Origin of the sequence: Frigoribacterium sp. PvP032 (genome assembly GCF_017833035.1) — a bacterium.
Lineage (GTDB): Bacteria > Actinomycetota > Actinomycetes > Actinomycetales > Microbacteriaceae > Frigoribacterium.
This window is the reverse complement of the sequence record NZ_JAFIBM010000001.1, coordinates 831,730-847,920: the sequence shown is the minus strand read 5'-3', so window position 1 is coordinate 847,920 and position 16,191 is coordinate 831,730. Positions and strand designations below refer to the sequence as shown.

The window sequence follows — 16,191 nt, the reverse complement described above, 5'->3', positions numbered from 1 at the left end:
GAGATCGGCTCATACGCTACACCTGTCGGCATTGGCATCACCTGTCGTCCTGCGGCAGCGGCAGGAGGCGCGGCGCTGGCCTCGGCAGCGGCACCGGCACCGGCACCGGCAGGAGCAGCAGCAGCAGCAGCCACAGGTGCAGCCGCAGCCGCAGCCGCGGCGCCAGGTCAGCGCTCGGGCAGCTCCACCCCGGTCGCCGCGGCGAGCGCCGCGAGCAGCTCGTCCTGGAAGGACTCGTCGAGCGCCGCCGCCTCAGGCTGCTGCTGCCGGTCGTGGTGCCAGTAGGCGCCGCTGACGTCGGCGTCGGCGCCTTCGCCGACCACCAGCCGGTCTTGCGTGCGGTGACCCAGCTCGAAGTCGTCGGGGGCCGAGGGGCCGCCCATCTTGGTCGCCACCCAGCCGGGGTCGACGGAGGCGGTGAACAGGCCGGGCGACCGGCGCGCGACCGCGGCCGAGAGGGCCGTCACCATCAGCTTGCTGTCAGAGTAGCTGCCCGTCGCGCGGGCGCCGCTCCAGTCGATCCCGTCGAGTGAGTCGGTGCCGCTGCGGTGCATGCCGCTGCTGAGGTACACGTGCCGGGTCGGGTGCTCGAGCAGCGTGGTGAGCAGGTACGGCGCCACGACGTTGACCGGGATCAGCGGTGCGCCCGAGTAGACGCCCGCGTTGTGCACGACGCCGTCGAGGGCCGGGCCGTCGTTCAGCTCGCCGACGGCGCGCAGCACGTCGTCGCGCACCCCGAAGTCGGCGACGAGCAGGCGCGCGCCCCGCTCGAGGAGGCCGGCCACCGCCTCCTTCCGCTGCTCGCCCCGCACGTGCACGACGACGTCGTGCCCCTGCTCGAGGAGGGCGGCGGCCGAGCCGTGCCCGAGGCCGTCGGAGGAACCGGTGACGAGGAGATGTGCCATGCGCCCCATCCTGCACCCGGCCCCCGACACCACGGCCCGCTCACCCCTCGTCCACGAAGAACCAACGCGGAAGCGACAAGACGGCGCGGAACATCACGTCGTCTTGTCGCTTCCGGGTCGTCTTTCACGCAGGAGGCGGCGGCGCGGCCTCGGCCCCGCGCTCGGCTACCGTGGGACGAGACCCCCAGGAGGCCCCCGTGGACGCACGCCGGCAGCGCATGCTGCGCGCCGCGCTGTCCGCGGGCGTCAGCACCCTCGTCACGGCCGCCGCGCACGCGCTCGGCGGCGGCACGTTCCCGCCCGCGCTGCTGCTCGGCACCGCCGTCGTCGTGAGCGTGCTCCTCTGCTTCGCCCTCGGCGGGCGTCGCGTGACGCTGCCCCGGCTGGTCGTCGCCGTCGCGGCGACCCAGGGCCTGCTGCACGCCGTCTTCACGCTCGCGGGCGGCATGGCCCCGATGGCCGACGACCAGCCCGCAGGAGGCGCGGGCGGCGCGCACGCCGGCCACCACCTCCCCGGAGCGACCGCCGTGCTGCCCGAGCTCGCCGCCGGAGCCCACGACGGCAGCATGGTCGGCGCGCACGTCGTGGCCGGTCTCGTCACGATCGCGTCGCTCCGTGCGGGGACCTCGGCCGTGCGGCAGCTCGTGCGGGCGCTCAGGCTGGTGCTCGTGCGGCTCGTGGCCCGCGTGGTCGCGCTCGTGGTGCCGCACCGTCCGCGCGGGGCTGTCCGCGTCGAGCGCGCGCCTCGGCCGCTCGTGACGCTGCTGCTCGCGACCACGCGTGCCCTGAGGGGCCCGCCGGCCCCGGCGACGACCTAGAGCCGCGCTCGCCTCCTGACGGCGGGCGCGGCGTCGTCCGTGCCCGACCGCTCACGCCGGTCCGGCACGGCACGGCCTCCCCCGTCGCCGCGGGGTCCGCCCCGCCTGCCCGAAGGACACCTCCATGCGCCCACGCGCCCGCACCTCCTCCCCTGCCCGTTCCTCCTCCGCCCGCTCCTCCTCCGCCGCCCGCACCTCCCCTGCCCGCATCCGCCTCCTCGGCACGGCCGTCGCGACCGCCACCGGGCTCGGGCTCGCACTCGCCGCACCGCTGGCCGCCCGGGCCCACGTCGAGCTCGAGGCCTCGTCGACCGCCCCTGCGGCGCTCAGCGTGCTGACCTTCGCGGTCGGCCACGGCTGCGAGGGATCCCCCACCACCTCCCTCGCCGTCACGTTCCCCGCCGAGGTGCAGGCAGTCACGCCGACGATCAAGCCCGGCTGGTCGATCACCGAGGCACCGGCAGCCGGCACCGCCGGCACCACAGGCACCACAGGCACCACGGTCACCTGGACCGCCGACCCGGGATCGGCCCTCCCCGAGGGCTTCCGCGACACGGTCGCCGTCTCGGCCCTGCTCCCGGTCCAGGGCAGGCCCGGTGACGTCGTCGCGTTCCCCACCGTGCAGTCCTGCGAGGTCGGCTCGTACGACTGGGTCGAGGTCGCGGAGCCGGGCTCCGACGCCGAGCCCGCCTCGCCTGCACCGGTCCTCACCCTCACCGACCCCAGCAGCGCCGGCACCAGCACCGGCACCGGCACCGGAACCGGAACCGGAACCGACACCACAGCGACAGGCACGCAGGAGGCGGTCGCCGCCTCCTCCGCACCGACCCCCGTCGACGAGACGGCCAGGGCCCTCGCCGTCGGGGCGCTCGTCGTCGGAGTCGTCGGGCTCGTCCTGCTCACGACGACCCTCCGTCGCCGCGGCACGGAGGCCGGCCGATGAGCGCGACCACCCCTCCTGTCGCCGCTCCGGCTGATCCGTCACGAGACGGATCACCGGGCACGTCCCCCACGCCTAAGGCTGATCCGTCACGAGACGGATCAGCGGGCACGTCCCCCACGCCTCCGGCTGATCCGTCACGAGACGGATCAGCGGGCACGTCCCCCACGCCTAAGGCTGATCCGTCACGAGACGGATCAGCGGGCACGTCCCCCACGCCTCCGGCTGATCCGTCACGAGACGGATCAGCGGGCACGTCCCCCACGCCTCCGGCTGATTCGTCACGAGACGGATCAGCGGGCACGTCCCCCACGCCTCCGGCTGATCCGTCACGTGACGGATCAGCGCCTGAGCGGGACAGCACCCCCGTCCGCGAGCCCGGCGTCCCGAGCGCGCCCCGCCCGGGCGGGGCGACGGGCGGCGGCATCGGCAGCTGGCTCGGCCCGCTGCTGCTCCGGCTGCACTTCTGGGCCGCGATCGTGGTGGGGCCGTTCATCCTCGCCGCAGCGCTGACCGGGGCGGCGTACGCGCTCGCGCCGACGCTCGAGGAGGTCGTCTACGCCGACGAGCTGACGGCGCCGGTGACGGCGCCGGGCACGCGCGCCGCGCTCCCCCTCGCCGACCAGGTCGCGGCCGCTGAACGGGTCGTCGGAGACGGCGGCGAGCTCGTCGCCGTGCGTCCCGCGCCCGAGCCGGGCGACACCACGCGCGTGCTCTTCACCGGTGACGACCTGATCGAGAGCCAGACCCGGGCGATCTTCGTGGACCCGGCCACGGCCGAGATCCGCGGCGACCTGCCCGTCTACGGCACGAGCGGCTCGCTGCCGCTGCGGACGACGATCTCCGACCTGCACCGCAGCCTCGGGCTCGGCGACGCCGGCCGCCTCTACAGCGAGCTCGCCGCCAGCTGGCTCGGCGTCGTGGTGCTGGCGGGCCTCGGCCTGTGGATCGCCCGCCGCCTGCGGGCACGTGGGCCGGGGACGGCGAGGGAGCGTGCACGCCGCGACCTCGTGCGGCCCGACCTCCGCGCGACCGGCCTGCGTCGGTACTTCTCGTGGCACGCGTCGATCGGCATCGGGCTGACGATCGGGGCGCTGTTCCTCTCGGCGACGGGCATCACCTGGTCGCAGCACGCGGGCGACAACGTCACCGCGCTGAGGGCCGCGCTCAGCTGGACCGCTCCGGCGCTCGACACCGCCCTGCCCGCCGAGGGCACGAGCGCAGGAGGCGAGGGCACGAGCGCAGGAGGCGCGGCACCCGACGCCGAGGACGTCGCGGTCGACCCCCACGCCGGCCACCACGGAGCCGCCGCCCCCGGCGTCTCCGAGGTCGACCCTGACCTGTTCGACGACGTGCTCGCCGTCGCGCAGACGGTGAACGTCGACACGGGTCTCGTCGAGATCAAGCCGCCCGCCGACGCCGACAGCGCCTGGACCGTCACCGAGATCGAGCGGAGCTGGCCGACCCAGGTCGACTCCACGGCGGTCGACGGCACGACGCTCGCCGTCGTCGACCGCACCGACTTCGCGGACTACCCGGTCATGGCGAAGCTCGCGCGGTGGGGCGTCGACACGCACATGGGCACCATGTTCGGGCTGCCGAACCAGCTCCTCCTGGTGGTCACGGCCATCGGCGTCGCCACGATGGTCGTGTTCGGCTACCTGATGTGGTGGCGACGAGGCCCTGCAGGAGGCGCGGGCCGCCTCCGTGCCGGACGCCCTGCTGCCGCAGGCGCCCTCGTCCGCGCCCCGTGGCAGGGCCTCGTCGCGGTGGTCGCCGTCGGCCTCGTCGTCGGGCTGTTCCTGCCGATGGTCGGCCTCGGGCTCGTGCTGTTCGTCGTGGTCGACGCCCTCGTCACGGTGGCCCGCACGCGGGCGTAGCGGGGACTGATGCCGGCTGCCGGGGCTCAGCGGCACCCGAGCACGAAGCGCAGCGTCCGGACCTCGAAGCCGCCGAGGGCGATCTCGACGGAGCCGTCGGGGCCCAGGCCTGCCTGGGCCCCGACGTCCGGCAGGGCCTCCTCGAGCAGCGAGACGGCCCGGACGGCCGCGGCGGGCGCATCGACCCGGACAGTCGCCCGCACCCGGCGGCCGACCGGTTCCCAGAGCCTGACGACGAGGTCGCCCGACCGGTCGTCTGCCAGCTTGACGCTCGACACGAGGACGCCGTCCGACGCCGTCACGAGAGGCAGCGCGCCCCTGGCACCCGTCGTCGTCGTCGGGTCGACGTTCATCCAGAGCCCCTCGGCCGTCGCGCCGGCGAGGTCGGTGCCGATCACCAGGCCGAAGCGGTGCGTCTGCGTGCCCTGGTCGGTCGCCGGGTCGGGGAACCTCGGCGCCCGCAGCAGCGACAGGCGCACCGTCGTGCTGACGGCGCCGTCGGCGCTGTCGCGGGTGGTGTCGAAGCCGTAGACCGAGTCGTTGACGAGCGCGACGCCGAAGCCGGGCTCGTCGACCAGCACGAACCGGTGCATCGAGGTCTCGAACTTCGCCGCCTCCCACGAGGTGTTCACGTGGGTGGGCCGTCGGACGGCGCCGAACTGCGTCTCGGCCATCGTGTGCTCGGCCCGGACGTCGAGCGGGAACGCGACCTTGAGGAACTTCTCGGTCTCGTGCCACTCGGTCTGCTGGGCCCACTCGAGGGTGCGCCGGCCCGGCGCGAGGGTGAGGGTCTGCACCACCGACGACGCCGAGAACGAGCGCCGGACGACGATCCGCGCCGTGCCGGTCCCGTCGACGTGCGCCTCGATGTCGTCGAGGTCGCGCAGGTCCGTGACCTTGTTGCGGTAGTACCGGTCGACGTCCCACGCGTCCCACATGTTCGGGAAGTCCTGGTGCAGCTGGAGCAGCCCGGCGACCTGGCCGGGGGCGACGGCGTCGCGTCCGGTCGTGAGGTCGACCGCGGAGACGACGAGGCCCTGCGCGTCCACCACGACGCGGACCAGGTCGTTGGTCAGCACGAAGCCGCCGTCCCGGGCGACGAGGTCGACCGGGCGCACCTCGCGCGGCTCGACGACGCGGGCCGAGAACGCGGGCACCCCGTCGCGGGCGACCGGCGACGAGTTGACCTCGACCTCGAGGTCGCCCTCGCCGACGACGGCGGCCTGCGACCGCTCGACGATCGCCCTGGCCGCGGCCTCGACGCGCGCGTACTCGGCGACGGCCTCGCGGTGCACCCAGGCGATGGACGTGCCCGGCAGGATGTCGTGGAACTGGTGCAGCAGCACGGTCTGCCAGAGCGAGTCCAGCTCGTCGTACGGGTAGTCGGCACCGACGCGCACCGCCGCGGTGGTCGCCCACAGCTCGGCCTCGACGAGGAGGTGCTCGGTGCGCCGGTTGCCCTGCTTGGTCTGGTGCTGCGAGGTCAGGGTCGCCCGGTGCAGCTCGAGGTAGAGCTCGCCCACCCAGACGGGCGGGTCGACCAGCTCGCCCCGCGCCCGCTCGAAGAACGCGTCCGGGTGCTCCCAGGCCACCCGCGCACTGCCCTCGAGATCGGCCAGCCGGGCGGCCTTGCCCGTCATCTCGCGCGTCGTGCCGCCGCCGCCGTCGCCCCAGCCCACCGGGGCGATCGAGCCGCTGGCGAGCCGGTTCTCGCGGAACTGCACCGACGCCTTCGCGACCTCGGCTCCGGACAGCTGCGAGTTGTACGTGTCCATCGACGGGAAGTGCGAGAACGTGCGCGACCCGTCGATCCCCTCCCACTCGAAGGTGTGGTGCGGGAACTTGTTGACCTGGTTCCACGAGATCTTCTGCGTGAAGAACCAGCGGAACCCCGCGCGGTTCATCAGCTGCGGCAGGGCCGGCGAGTACCCGAAGCTGTCGGGCAGCCAGACGCCGGCGGGCCGGATGCCGAACTCGCGCTCGAAGAACCGCTGGCCCTGCGAGAACTGGCGCACGATCGACTCGCCGGAGGGCATCACCGTGTCGGACTCGACCCACATGCCGCCGAGCGGCAGGAAGCGGCCGGCCTCGACGGCCGCCACGACGCGTGCCCACACCTCGGGGCGGTGCTCCTTGATCCAGGCGTACTGCTGGGCGCTCGACATGCCGTAGACGAAGTCGTCGGTCTGGTCGATCAGCTCGGTGACCGACGACGCGGTGCGAGCCACCTTGCGGATCGTCTCACGTACCGGCCAGAGCCAGGCCGAGTCGATGTGCGCGTGCCCGACCGCCGAGATCCGGTGCGCCGACGCCTCGGCGGGCGACGCGAGCGCCGGCGCCAGGGCCGCCCGCGCGGCGGGGGCCGTCTGGGCGAGGTGCTGCAGGTCGAGCGCGTCGAGGGCGTCGTCGAGGGCCTGGAGCACCCGCATGCGCCGCGGGCCCTGCGGCAGCTCGGCCTGCAGCTCGAGCAGCACCTCGACGTCGAGCGCCAGCTCGTGCAGCTCGGACTCGAACAGGGCGAGGTCCATGCGACGGCTCGTGTAGAGCGGTCGGGGCGACGACGTCCGCACGTCGCCCTCGTCGGTCGGCAGGAAGGGGTGGTGGTCGAGCAGCACCGGGTTCGACGCGCACTCGACGAACCACTCGACCTCGTCGCCGGCCCCCGCCTCCTCGCTGACGAGCACCCACTGGTTGCGCGGGGCGATCGACTTCACCGGCGTGCCGTCGGCGCGGTAGACGAGGCCCTCGCACTGGAACCCGGTCATGTCGACGTCGAACCCGAGGTCGACGACGGCCTCGACCCGGCGTCCGGCCCACCCGGCGGGGACCGTGCCCCGCAGCCGGAACCAGGTCGTGCCCCAGGCCGCGCCCCACGGGGTGCCGACCTCGTAGGGCTCGTAGTCGAGTGCGAGCCCCTCCGTCGGCGGCACCGGCTCGCCCGGCAGCACGTGCCAGGCGACCTCGAGCGGCACCGACGTCGCGTGCACGGCCGGCACGATGCGCTCGTCCAGCACCCGGCGGGCGCGTCCGATGGTCAGGGGGATGTCGTCGTGCATGCACCCCAGCATGGACGCCCCGTGCGGTCGACGACACCCCGGACCGCTCAGCGGCGCTCGACCTCGACGGCGACGACGCGGGCGTCGTCGAGCCCGACGAGGTGCACGGGGCCGGTGATCGCGAGCGCCGCCTCCGTCTCGCGCTCGGCGCACGAGGGGCCCACCCAGAGCTCGACGGCTCCGGGCTCGACCACGCGGCGCATCCGGCGGTCGCTGAACGCGAGGCGCTGCGTCGGCACGCGGAACGTCACCTGCGCCTCCTGCCCCGGCTCTAGCTCGACCCTGGCGTAGCCGAGCAGCTGCGCGACCGGGCGGGTCACCGAGGCGACGACGTCGTGCGCGTAGAGCTGCACCACGTCGGCGCCGGCCCGGCCGCCCGTGTTCCGCACCGTCACGGTCGCGCTGAACGCGCCTCCTGCGGGCACCTCGGCCGCACCCGAGCCCGCGCCTGCGCCCGAGTCGGAGCCCCCGACGACGAGCCCCGACCGCTCGAACGTCGTGTACGAGAGGCCGTGGCCGAACGGCAGCACGGGCGTGCTGTCGGCACTCGTCACCTCGCTCGGGCCGCCGAGCGGCGGGTGCAGGTACGAGAAGGGCTGTGCGCCTGCCGATCGTGGCAGCGACACGGGCAGCCGGCCCGACGGCACGACGCTGCCCGAGAGCACGCCGGCGATCGCGGGCCCGCCCTGCTCCCCCGGGAAGAACGCCTGGACGACCGCCGCCGGGGCGCTCGGCCCCGAGACGGCCCAGCCGATGGCGTAGGGACGACCGGACAGCACGACCAGCACGACCGGGGTGCCGGAGGCGACGACCGCCTCCACGAGGTCGCGCTGCGGCCCCGGCAGCTCGAGGCTCTCGACATCGTTGCCCTCGCCGACGGTGCCGCGGCCGAAGAGCCCTGCGCGGTCGCCGACCACCACGACGGCCACGTCGGAGGCGGCTGCCTCGCGGACCGCCTCGGCGATGCCCGCGAGGTCGTCGCCGTCGTCGGAGCCCTCGACCTCGCAGCCGCGCACGACGACGAGCTCGGCGGCGGGCAGCTCGTCACGGAGCGCCTCGGCGACCGTCGGCACGGCGATGCCCGTGGGCACCCCCGGGTGGTGCGCCAGCACGTGGTTGACGAACGAGTAGCAGCCCATCAGCGCCTCGGTGCTGTCCGCGTTCGGGCCGATCAGCGCGACGCGCGCCGGCGCGGCCAGCGGCAGCACACCGTCGTTGGTCAGCAGCACGACCGACTCGTCGGCCAGGCGGCGGGCGACCGCACGGTGCGCCGGGCTGTCGAGGTCGATCTCGGTCGGCGGCCCCGCTGCCTCCGCGGCGTCGAGGGCGGCCTCGTCGAGCAGGCCGAGCTCATCCTTCTGCGCGAGCACGCGGGCGACCGCGAGGTCGACCAGCGTCTCGTCGACCAGCCCGGCCCGCACGCGCTCGGCGAGCGGGGCGAGGTAGGCGTCTCCGGTGGGCAGCTCGACGTCGATGCCGGCCTCGAGCGCGAGCGCGGCGGCCTCGCCGCGATCGGCGGCGACGGCGTGCATCACCTCGAGGAAGGCGACGGCGAAGTAGTCGGAGACGACGACGCCGTCGAAGCCCCACTCACCGCGCAGCAGGTCGGTCAGGTACTCGGGCGTCGACCCGACGGGCACGCCGTCGACCTCGGCGTACGAGTTCATCACCGAGCGCACCCCGCCGTCGCGCACGGCCATCTCGAACGGCGGCAGCAGCACGTCGGCGAGGTAGCGCGGCCCGATGTTGGCGGGGGCGTGGTTGCGGCCCGCGTCCGAGAGCGAGTAGCCGACGAAGTGCTTGAGCGTGGCGTGCACGCCCGCCGACTGGAGGCCGCGCACGTAGGCGGTGCCGATGGTCCCCACGACGTACGGGTCCTCGGCGATGCACTCGTCGACGCGTCCCCACCGCGGGTCACGGATCACGTCGAGCACCGGCGCGAGGCCCTGGTGCACGCCGAGCTCGCGCATCGAGCCGCCGATCAGCGCCGCCATCCGCTCGACCAGGTCGGGATCGAAGGAGGCGCCCCACGCGAGAGGCGTCGGGAACGTCGCGGCCTGCCAGGCGGCCAGCCCGGTCAGGCACTCCTCGTGCACGATCGCCGGGATGCCGAGACGCGTCTCGGCACGCAGCCGGCGCTGCTCCTCCCAGAGCCAGGAGGCGCGCTGGACGGGGTCGACCGGCCGCGTCCCGTAGACCCGGGTCAGGTGGCCCAGGCCGTGCTCGGTCGCGGCGCCGTAGTCGTCGCTCGGGGTCATCGCGCCCTGCATCGGCGCGACGGCTCCGCCGCCCTGGTCGACCCACCAGCCGACCAGCTGGGCCAGCTTCTCGTCGAGTGACATGTCCTCGAGGAGACGACGGACGCGGTCGCTGAGGACGAGACCGGTCGCGCTCGTCGCGGCCCGCGCCTCCTCGGCTCGGCCCTCGGCTCGGCCCTCGTCGCCGGGGCGGCCCGTCGTGTGCTGCATCTCGATGGTCATCCCTTCACCGCCCCCGTCAGGCCGCCGACGATGCGGCGCTCGAACAGGCTGAAGAAGATCAGCGCAGGCAGCATCGACAGCGCCGTGAAGGCGAGCACGCGTGCCGTGTCTACCGAGTACTGCGACGAGAACGCCTGCACGCCGAGCGGCAGGGTGAACGTCGACGGGTCGTTGAGGATGAACAGCGGCAGCAGGTACGAGTTCCACGCGCCGATGAAGGCGAGGATGCCGACCGTGATCACGCCGGGCAGCGACAGGCGCACGACCATGCGGAAGAAGAAGCCGAGGCGGCTGCAGCCGTCGATGAACGCGGCCTCCTCGATCTCGTCGGGGATCGCGCGGAGGAACGGCACGAGGATGATGATCGTCGTCGGCAGCGCGAACGCGATCTGCGGCAGGATCACGCCGGCCAGCGAGTTCGTCAGCCCGAGGTCGCGGATCACGAGGTAGAGGGGCGTGATGGCGACGGTCATCGGGAACATCAGCCCGGCAGCGAACAGCGCGTAGAGCACACCTCGCCCGGCGAACCGGTAGCGCGCCAGCACGTAGCTCGCGGCGAGGCCGAGCGCGACCGTGCCGATCGTCGTGGCGCCGGCCGAGATCAGCGAGTTGCCGACCTGCCGCCAGAAGGTGCCGCCGGTCAGCACGTCGAGGTAGTTGCCGACCTGCCAGGGGCTCGGGAAGCCGGAGGGGTCGGTCGTGATCTGCGCGTTGGTGCGGAAGCCGCCGATCACGATGAACGCGACGGGCGCGAGCATGGCCACGATGACGACCGCCGCGACCACGTACGCGACGCCGCGTCCGGGGTCGGCGATGCCGCGCCTCCTGCGGGTCGGTGCTGGCCGGGTCGGGGTCGGCCGGGTCGGGGCAGGCCCGGCCGGGGCAGGCAGGGTGCTGGCGGTCATGACTCGTCTCCTGACGTGGTGAGGGCCCCGGCCGTGTCGCGCCGCAGCACGAAGCGCTGGTAGACGAGGGCGACGACGAGCGAGATGAGGAACAGCACGACCGCGACGGCGTTGCCGTAGCCGTAGCTGCCCGAGGTGCGGCCGTTGGCGACCATGTACGTCGCCATGGTCGAGGTGCCGGCGGTGGCCGCGATGTACTGGCCCCAGATGATGTAGACGAGGTCGAACAGCTGCAGCGAGCCGATGATCGACAGGAATGCCCAGATGCGGAGGGTCGGCCCGAGCAGCGGCAGCGTGATGCGGCGCTGGATCTGCCACCAGCTCGCGCCGTCGATGGCCGCTGCCTCGCTGAGCTCCTCGGGCACGCCCTGCAGGCCGGCGAGGAAGAGGATGACGGCGAAGCCGACGTACTTCCAGGTGATGATGACGAGCAGCGTCCAGATGGCGATGCTCGGGTCGGCGAGCCAGTCCTGCGTGAAGGCGCCGAGGCCGACCTTCGTCAGCACGTCGTTGACGGCGCCGCTGCCCTGGAGCATCAGGCTCCAGCCGGTGCCGACGACGACCTCGCTGATCACGTAGGGAACGAAGATCAGCACCCGGATCAGCGACTGCCCGCGCAGCTTGCGGTTGAGCAGCAGCGCGAGGCCGATCGCGACCGGACCCTGCAGCACGAGCGAGAGCACCACGATCGTGGCGTTGTGGCGGAGCGCGTCGAGGAACGTCGTGTCCTGGAAGATCGTCAGGTAGTTGCGGAACCCGACGAAGTCGGTCGGCGGGCCGAAGCCCTGCCAGCTGAAGAAGCCGTAGTAGGCGGCCATCACGATCGGGAAGACCACGAAGGCCAGGAAGACCACGAGGGCCGGGCCGACCAGCAGCGCGATCTCGAGGCCGCGGGCGCCACGCCCCTGCCGGGACACGGCCCGGGAGGCCGCCGGGGGCGAGGCGACTGCCTCGCCCCCGGCGGTGGCGTGAGCCCCGGCTGGTGCGGCGGGCCGCACGGGAGGTTCGCGGAGGCTCACGAGGGGCCTACGCCTTCTTGGCGGCCGCGTCGACGGCGTCCACGAACTCCTGCGGCGTGCCGTCGCCCGAGAGCAGGTCGACCACGGCGACGTTCATCGCGTTGCCGACGTTCAGGCCGTAGACGGTGTCGAGCCACTGCGAGACGAACGGGGCGTCGTTGTAGGCGGCCAGCACCTCCTGCAGGTAGGGCTCGGTGACGGCCTGCTGGGCCACCGTGTTCACCGGAGGCGCGTTGAAGGCCTTGTAGTACGCCTCCTGCACGTCAGGGGTCGCGAGGTAGTTCAGGAAGTCGACGCACGAGTCGGGTGCACCGGCCGAGCACGAGTAGCCGTCGACGCCGCCCATGATGGCGCCGGGCTCGCCGTCGCCGCCGTCGATCGCGGGGAACGGGAACCAGCCGAGGTCGGGCAGCGGCTTCGCGTCGGGGGTGAGCGAGGCGATGACGCCCGGGTCCCAGGCGCCCATCAGCTCCATGCCGGCCTGCTTGTTGGCGATCAGGCCGGCCGAGCTGCCGGCGCCCTGCTGGGCGGCCGTGGTGAGGAAGCCGTCGTTGAAGGGCTCGGTGTCGCGGAAGTCGGCGAGGTCCTGCGCCGCGTCGACCCAGCACGGGTCGCTGAAGTCGCGGTCGGTCGCGGCCTGCTCGAGCACGTCGCTGCTGCACGAGCGCAGGGCGAAGAAGAAGTACCAGTGCGCGGCGGGCCAGGCGTCCTTGGCGCCGAGGGCGACGGGCTGCCTGCCCGAGTCCTTCAGCGCGGTGACGGCGTCGTCGAGCTCGTCGATCGTCGTCGGGGGCGTCGTGATGCCCGCCGCGTCGAACACGTCCTGGCTGTACCAGAAGCCGCCGGGCAGCACCGCGATCGGCATCGAGTAGACCTTGCCGTCGATCGAGCCGGCGCCGAAGGTGCCCTCGCTGATGTCGGCACGGGCGTCGTCGGAGATGCCGTCGGTGATGTCCTTGACCTGGCCGGCCTGGACCATCGCCTGCAGCTTGCCGCCGCCACGCTGAAGGAAGACGTCGGGGGCGTCGCCCGAGTTGAGGGCGGTCTGCAGCTTGCTGTCGAAGTCCTCGTTCTGGACGGTCTGGACGTCGATCGCGACGTCCGGATTCGCCTTCGTGAAGTCGGCCGCCGCCTTCGTCCAGAAGTCCTGGCCCGGGCCCGTGGTGCTGTTCTGCCACAGGGTGAGGGTGCCGTCGTCGGCGCCGCCTCCGCCGCCTCCTGCGCTGCAGCCGGTCAGGAGGCCTGCTCCCATCAGCAAGGCTGCGGACCCTGCCAGGAGGCGCCTGGTCGTTCTCGTCGTGGTCGTCATCGTTGACACCTGTCCCTCGTCGTTGAGCGGCCGTGGTCGGCCCGTGACGCAGCGCTCCGGCGTGCTGCGTCGGACCAGTGTCAGAAACGCGCCGCAGGGTGTCAAACGTTTTCGAAAACCATTTCGACGGGGCTAGGCTCGCGCTCGTGAACGCCCGTCCGACCATCCACGACGTCGCCGCGGCGGCGGGCGTCTCGCTCGCGACCGTGTCGAAGGCGGTCAACGGCCGCTACGGGGTGTCGCCCGAGACGACGGCGAAGGTGATGGCCGTGGTCGACGCCCTCGGCTACGAGTCGAGCCTCGTCGCCAGCAGCATGCGCGCCAGGCGCACCGGGGTCATCGGCGTGCTCGTGGCCGACTTCGAGCCGTTCAGCTCGGAGGTGCTCAAGGGCGTCGGCACCGCCGTGCGCCAGCTCGGCGCCGAGTACGACCTGCTCGCCTACAGCGGGGCGCACCAGGGCGGGGCCGACGGCTGGGAGCGTCGCTCGCTCAGCCGCCTGAGCGGCACGCTGATCGACGGGGCGATCCTCGTCACCCCGTCGGTCCTCACGACGACCACGAGCGTGCCGGTCGTCGCGGTCGACCCGCACAAGGGGCGCGCCGACCTGCCGAGCGTCGAGGCCGACAGCCGAGGAGGCGCGGTGCAGGCGGTCGAGCACCTCGTGTCCCTGGGGCACCGGCGCATCGGGTTCCTCGCCGGGCGGCCCGACCTGCGCTCGGCGTCGCTGCGCGAGGCCGGCTACGCGGACGCCTTGAGGGCGGCAGCCATCGTGCGCGACCCCGCGCTGACGCGCGACGGCGACTTCGAGATGGGCGCGGCACGCCGCGCGGCGCGGGAGCTGCTCGACGTGCGGCCCGCCGATCGCCCGACGGCTGTCTTCGCCGCCAACGACCTGTCGGCGATCGCCGTGCTGCGCACCGCCCACGAGCTCGGGCTGCGCGTGCCCGACGACCTCAGCCTCGTCGGCTTCGACGACATCCCCGAGGCCTCGCGCGAGCAGCCGGCGCTGACGACCGTGCGGCAGCCGATGCACCGCCTCGGGACCGTCGCCACGACCATGCTCTTCACGCTGCTCGAGGGCGGCGTGATCGACCGGCCGGAGGTGCAGCTGCCGACGAAGCTCGTCGTGCGCGGCACGACGGGACCGGTGCCTGCACGCGAGCGTGGGCGCGGGTAGCCGAGCGCTCTCGTGATTCAGGAACTGGCTGACCCGTTTGCCTGAATCGTGCACAACTCAGGCGCGAGACTCCTGCTGCTGCGCAACTCAGGACTCGCGTTCCTGAATTGCGAGACCGACCCGCGCAACGCGACCCGCGCCTCCTCGACTCGTGCTCTCGTGATTCAGGAACTCGCTGACCCGTTCTCCTGAAACGTGCACGAATCAGGACTGAGACTCCTGCCGCCGCGAAATTCAGGACTCAGGTTCCTGAATTGCGAGACCAACCCGCGCGACGCGACCCGCGCCTCCCCGACTTCTCGGCCCCTCGACTTCTCGGCCCCTCGCCTTCTAGGCCCCTCGCCTTCTCGGCTCGGGACTTGCGTGATTCAGGAACTGGCTGACCCGTTCTCCTGAGTCGTGCACGAATCAGGCGCGAGAGTCCCCCCGCCGCGAAACTCAGGACTCATGTTCCTGAATGAGGAGAGCAGCGGGGCGGGCAGGGACGGCGAAGGCCCCCGCCGCAGAGCGACGGGGGCCTTCGGGTGCTGCGGGTCGAGTCAGCGCTTGGCGCCGCGACGACCGGTGATGAGGCCCCAGATGAGCAGGACGACGATGGCGCCGACGATGGCGATGAGCCAGCTCTGGATGGAGAAGAAGCCGTCGTAGCCGACGCCGAACACGGCGCCGCCGATCCAGCCGCCGATGAGGGCGCCGATGACGCCGAGGACGAGGGTGGCGAGCCATCCGCCGCCCTGACGGCCGGGGAGGATGAGCTTGGCGATGGCGCCGGCGATGAGGCCGAGGAGGATGAAGGCGAGGAAGCCCATGATGAGCCCTTTCTTAAGATGATGAGGGGCCGCTTCGGGGCAGGCGACCGTGTGCAGATTCCTAGCTTGCACTCAGTTTGGGCTCTTGTCCGGAACTGGTCCCCGTGCAAGGGTCCAGATCGCCCTCGCGGCAGGGCTCGACGCCGCTGACTACCCCCTGGCAGGCCCGTGCGTCGCCCTTGACGCAGGAGCCCGTGCCGAGAGTCGGGTCTCTCGGCGTCCGCCGGGAGTTCGGGCTCCCGGAGGTGCGCAGCCAGGAACTGCGCCGGGTGCCTAGGGAACACCCGGGCATGTCTTCGGAGCCGAGGCACCCCCCGATTGGGTGACTTTCCCGCTGTCCCCCAGGAGGCGCCTCCCACGGGCGCGCACACGCGCCACAGAGCATGCTGGAGACCTACCGAGGGGGCACATGAAGTACATCGTCTACGGCGAGAACCGCGTGATGACGGGCGACGCCATCGCCGAGGCCGTCATCGCCTACGCCGCGGCGCTCGGGCAGAACGGCACGACGGACATCGTCGACGTGCCCACGAGCGACGAGCACGGGTCTGCGACCACCGCCGAGCTGCTGCTCGGCCCCGCCAGCCAGCTGATGATCGAGACGGCCCCCGACGACGAGCTCGAGCCCGAGGACGACGCCCTCGTCGCCGAGCTCGTGCGTCGCGCGGCCGCCGTGGGAGGCGCCCGCTTCGTCGACGCCGCCTCCGGCAGCTCGGTCGACGAGGAGGAGCACGCGGCGGAGCCCGGCGAGGACGCACCGCTCCGCACCCTCCCGCCCGAGCCCCGCGGGGGCCAGGGCGGCGCCCAGCCGGCGCCCGCCTTCCGGCCGGCTCGCCCTGCCCGTCCTGCGGGCTGGGCCGACGACGCTCCCTCGACCTGAGCCGCCGCCGCC

12 protein-coding genes are annotated in these 16,191 nt (G+C 73.1%); 5 read left to right on the top strand and 7 right to left on the bottom strand.

What is annotated here, in order from left to right:
- Window positions 1–167: 167 nt before the first annotated feature.
- Entirely contained in the window at window positions 168–905 is a 738-nt protein-coding gene (locus JOE35_RS03840; protein ID WP_209559937.1) for an SDR family NAD(P)-dependent oxidoreductase, read from the bottom strand.
- Window positions 906–1,102: 197 nt separating this feature from the next.
- Between JOE35_RS03840 and JOE35_RS03835 the strand changes: the two genes are divergently transcribed.
- The 3 genes from JOE35_RS03835 to JOE35_RS03825 all read left to right on the top strand — a co-directional run bounded on the left by JOE35_RS03835 (window position 1,103) and on the right by JOE35_RS03825 (window position 4,543).
- A complete protein-coding gene (locus JOE35_RS03835) occupies window positions 1,103–1,723 on the top strand; it encodes a hypothetical protein (RefSeq protein ID WP_209559936.1) in 621 nt (206 codons plus the stop codon).
- A gap of 124 nt (window positions 1,724–1,847) precedes the next feature.
- Complete coding sequence (locus JOE35_RS03830; protein WP_209559935.1) at window positions 1,848–2,666, top strand: DUF1775 domain-containing protein; 819 nt, start codon at window positions 1,848–1,850, stop codon at window positions 2,664–2,666.
- Window positions 2,667–3,088: 422 nt separating this feature from the next.
- Window positions 3,089–4,543, top strand: coding sequence for a PepSY-associated TM helix domain-containing protein (locus JOE35_RS03825; RefSeq protein WP_307803119.1), 1,455 nt, complete (start codon window positions 3,089–3,091; stop codon window positions 4,541–4,543).
- A gap of 26 nt (window positions 4,544–4,569) precedes the next feature.
- Here JOE35_RS03825 and JOE35_RS03820 read toward each other — a convergent pair whose 3' ends face one another.
- The 5 genes from JOE35_RS03820 to JOE35_RS03800 all read right to left on the bottom strand — a co-directional run bounded on the left by JOE35_RS03820 (window position 4,570) and on the right by JOE35_RS03800 (window position 13,255).
- Window positions 4,570–7,599: a glycoside hydrolase family 38 C-terminal domain-containing protein gene (locus tag JOE35_RS03820; protein ID WP_209559933.1), complete on the bottom strand. Its 3,030-nt coding sequence runs from the start codon at window positions 7,597–7,599 to the stop codon at window positions 4,570–4,572.
- Between the two features lie 47 nt (window positions 7,600–7,646).
- A complete protein-coding gene (locus JOE35_RS03815) occupies window positions 7,647–9,941 on the bottom strand; it encodes a glycoside hydrolase family 3 N-terminal domain-containing protein (RefSeq protein ID WP_245186286.1) in 2,295 nt (764 codons plus the stop codon).
- Between the two features lie 134 nt (window positions 9,942–10,075).
- On the bottom strand, window positions 10,076–10,984 hold the full coding sequence (locus JOE35_RS03810) for a carbohydrate ABC transporter permease (RefSeq protein WP_209559932.1): 909 nt from the start codon (window positions 10,982–10,984) through the stop codon (window positions 10,076–10,078).
- Window positions 10,981–12,003 (bottom strand): carbohydrate ABC transporter permease, encoded by a 1,023-nt coding sequence (locus tag JOE35_RS03805; RefSeq protein ID WP_123546985.1) that lies wholly within the window; start codon window positions 12,001–12,003, stop codon window positions 10,981–10,983. Before JOE35_RS03805 ends, JOE35_RS03810 begins: the two co-directional genes overlap by 4 nt.
- Before the next feature lie 7 nt (window positions 12,004–12,010).
- On the bottom strand, window positions 12,011–13,255 hold the full coding sequence (locus tag JOE35_RS03800) for an ABC transporter substrate-binding protein (RefSeq protein WP_245186044.1): 1,245 nt from the start codon (window positions 13,253–13,255) through the stop codon (window positions 12,011–12,013).
- 203 nt (window positions 13,256–13,458) lie between these two features.
- Between JOE35_RS03800 and JOE35_RS03795 the strand changes: the two genes are divergently transcribed.
- On the top strand, window positions 13,459–14,490 hold the full coding sequence (locus tag JOE35_RS03795) for a LacI family DNA-binding transcriptional regulator (RefSeq protein WP_209559930.1): 1,032 nt from the start codon (window positions 13,459–13,461) through the stop codon (window positions 14,488–14,490).
- A gap of 539 nt (window positions 14,491–15,029) precedes the next feature.
- Here JOE35_RS03795 and JOE35_RS03790 read toward each other — a convergent pair.
- Entirely contained in the window at window positions 15,030–15,299 is a 270-nt protein-coding gene (locus JOE35_RS03790; protein WP_123546987.1) for a GlsB/YeaQ/YmgE family stress response membrane protein, read from the bottom strand.
- A 409-nt stretch (window positions 15,300–15,708) separates the two neighbouring features.
- On the opposite strand from JOE35_RS03790, the gene JOE35_RS03785 reads away from it, so the two are divergent.
- Window positions 15,709–16,179: a hypothetical protein gene (locus tag JOE35_RS03785; protein WP_209559929.1), complete on the top strand. Its 471-nt coding sequence runs from the start codon at window positions 15,709–15,711 to the stop codon at window positions 16,177–16,179.
- Window positions 16,180–16,191: the final 12 nt, after the last annotated feature.